The organism is Mesobacillus boroniphilus JCM 21738 (assembly GCF_000517385.1).
Taxonomy (GTDB): Bacteria; Bacillota; Bacilli; order Bacillales; family Cytobacillaceae; genus Mesobacillus; species Mesobacillus boroniphilus.
The window spans coordinates 1-2640 of record NZ_BAUW01000183.1 but is presented as its reverse complement, the minus strand read 5'-3'; the positions used below and the strand labels follow the sequence as shown (position 1 = coordinate 2640).

Annotated in this window: 3 protein-coding genes; 2 read left to right on the top strand and 1 reads right to left on the bottom strand. The window is 33.4% G+C overall.

The features are described from left to right. Positions 1 to 166 precede the first annotated feature (166 nt). Positions 167 to 610, bottom strand: a complete 444-nt coding sequence (locus JCM21738_RS21505) for a Panacea domain-containing protein (protein WP_023626599.1) — start codon at positions 608 to 610, stop codon at positions 167 to 169. Positions 611 to 767: 157 nt separating this feature from the next. Between JCM21738_RS21505 and JCM21738_RS21500 the strand changes: the two genes are divergently transcribed. Then, complete coding sequence (locus JCM21738_RS21500) at positions 768 to 1106, top strand: hypothetical protein (protein WP_035210230.1); 339 nt, start codon at positions 768 to 770, stop codon at positions 1104 to 1106. Positions 1107 to 1111: 5 nt separating this feature from the next. Further along, a partial coding sequence (locus JCM21738_RS21495) for a tetratricopeptide repeat protein (RefSeq protein ID WP_035210227.1) occupies positions 1112 to 2640 on the top strand: 1529 nt, incomplete at its 3' end.

Sequence of the window (2640 nt, the reverse complement as noted above, 5' to 3'; positions counted from 1 at the left end):
AAGGGATATTTTATATAGTAACCTACCCCTCTGAGTAGCCAATCTGTATTCGCGTTTTACTTGATGTTTAAAAACAAGCCAATTCTTATTCCGTGTCATCAATGAACTCCTTTATGAATTACAAAAGAGACGAAGATATCGTCTCTTTTATTTTGGTATGGATTATCTAGTTCATTAAGCTCTTAAAATACTTTTTGATTCGCGTTTTTTCGATGGTTTGGTTATGGTTAGTGTTCAACCAAGGGTCTTCTTGATGGGTTAATTCTTCTAGATACTTCCCATCATATTCACCATAAGCTTCCCATACTTCTTGCAATAACTCCAATTGGGTTTTAGTAAAGATACGTTTTCCATTTATTCTGTTTTCAAAGGGTTCTGGATGGATTGTAAGATAACCCAAATGTCGATAATCGTAATAAAGCTCTGGCACGACAGGACCGTGCTCCCAAGCCTTTAATTCATCTTCGTAAAGAGCTTCGCCTTTAAATGCCATATACCAACCTTGAGCATAGTAAATAAGCTTTTGTAGTTTTAAAGGAGTAATCGCAAAAGGGGTGCTAGGCTCACTCAAACTAATAAAATATCTTGCAACATCTTTAGCTGTTGGCATATATATCCCCTCCTTACTTTAATTTTAGACTAATTTAAATGTGTTGTCACTTTATTTGGTAAAATGAGAGAGTTAAAACAGAGTGGAGTTGGAAGGTTTTTTTGAAAAAGAGATAGTGAAGTATAATGTTAATAAGATTGAATAACGAGGTGTCAAAATGTTAGAAGTGAAAAGTTTAATTTCTCCCTTAACGACTATTGTAAAGATGGCATCTGATAAGTTGCGCTCAGCAAAGTCTGCCTATATAAAGAAGGTCTTAGTTGAACTTAAGAGAAGTATTAAGATTCAACAAGAGTACTTAAAAAACACTGTGAGTCCAGAAGATACAGGGAAATCTGTGAACATCACAGAATCCATCTATTGGGATGACAAGAAGATAAAAGAATATCTTGAATTTAAACTAAATGTTGATGGAAGATTTCATTTTCCAAATGAAAAAGCAAGTACCCTTGCAGAAGACTTAAAGCCGTTTTTTATATCGAGGGACACACCTTAAATGAGATGGACTTACACTCTGTTTTAGAGAGGGTAATTACAGTTGCTCAGGAAGAGTTTATAAACAATAGCACCACTGACCCAAAATTAATGAATTATATTCTGTTAAGGCAGCCGCCAAATGTAACAAAAAATGATTTGGACGTCTCTATAAAGGAATTATTAAAGGTTCTAAGTCAAAGCTTTAAAGAAAAGGAAGAAGACACGGAAAAACCGAAGAATTTCTCTTTTCGTTATAACAAATGTATTCAATTATTTGAAAGTGACAGGGATATAGAATGTCTCCAAGAAATACAAATAATCTTGAAAGATATGGAATTAAGTCAGAAAGAGAAGCAGGCTCTAAATATTTTAGAAATATGTGTGCATTACAAAAGATTTGAATACGAAAAAGCCTTCATAATGATAAAAGAGATAAATGAAGAAATTGAGGAAGAAGTTTTGTTTTACTATATAGGTATAAAGGGAGCCGTTCTGTCGGAAATGGGTGTGCAGAAAAAATCGGCTACTTATATTAGGCAGGGAATACATTGCTTTGAACAACAGCTGGACCTTGTGACAGAGGAAAACTCTAATTTTGTCCACTCCATTCTTTACAACTTAGGTACTTCACACCTAAATGTTAAAGAAAACAGCAATGACATTGAATTAGCAATCGAATACTTGGAGGAAGCCGCAAAGCTGAACCCTTCAGACGCTCAGGTTTATAAAAACCTTGGAAGTGCAATTGGATATAAAGGTAATTACGAAAAAGAAATGGAACTGTATGACAAGGCTTTAGCACTTAACCCAAATCTGTTTGAAGCGTTATGTGCTAAAGCTTGGGGGTTATTAAATTATGAACATCAAATTGATGAATCAATAGCGTTATATAAAAAAGCCTTAACCCATAAGGATAGAATGTTTCACTTTCCAACCATTTATTATTGGTTAGCCATAAACTATCTCCATAAGGATTCACTGGATATTGTCCTGCAAACTATAGATAAAGGTTTGGAAATAGAACCAGATAATATTCATCTTTTAGGTTTAAAGATAGATACAATAAGCAATTCGTTTAATGAAAATCCATCTAAGTATTTACAAAAGCTCCATCAACTAATTGAAATATCAGGTTCAGGTTTAGACACTGAAATGAAAATCCAAATTATTAATACCCTTATTTCAGCAAACGATTTAAGGAAAGCGCAGGAAATAGTAGATAGTCTGCTAAGTCAGGGGGAATGTAATAGACTGACTGATGTGTTAATTGGTTTTGTTTATTTTCTTTACGATAATAACAAAGAAAGTCTAAAAGACGAAAATGTTATCAAATACCTTAATCAAATAAATTCAAATTATATACAAAATCGAGACCTGGTGGAACCTTATAATTTCTTAATGAGTCAGTATTATCTTTTAAATGAGCAGCACGACGAATCAATTGAAGCCTTAAAACAGATATTGTCTGATGGAATGATGTCCATTCCAATCCATAATGTTTACGCACTCATAGGTGATGGATATGCACAAAAAGAAGATTATGAAAATAGCCA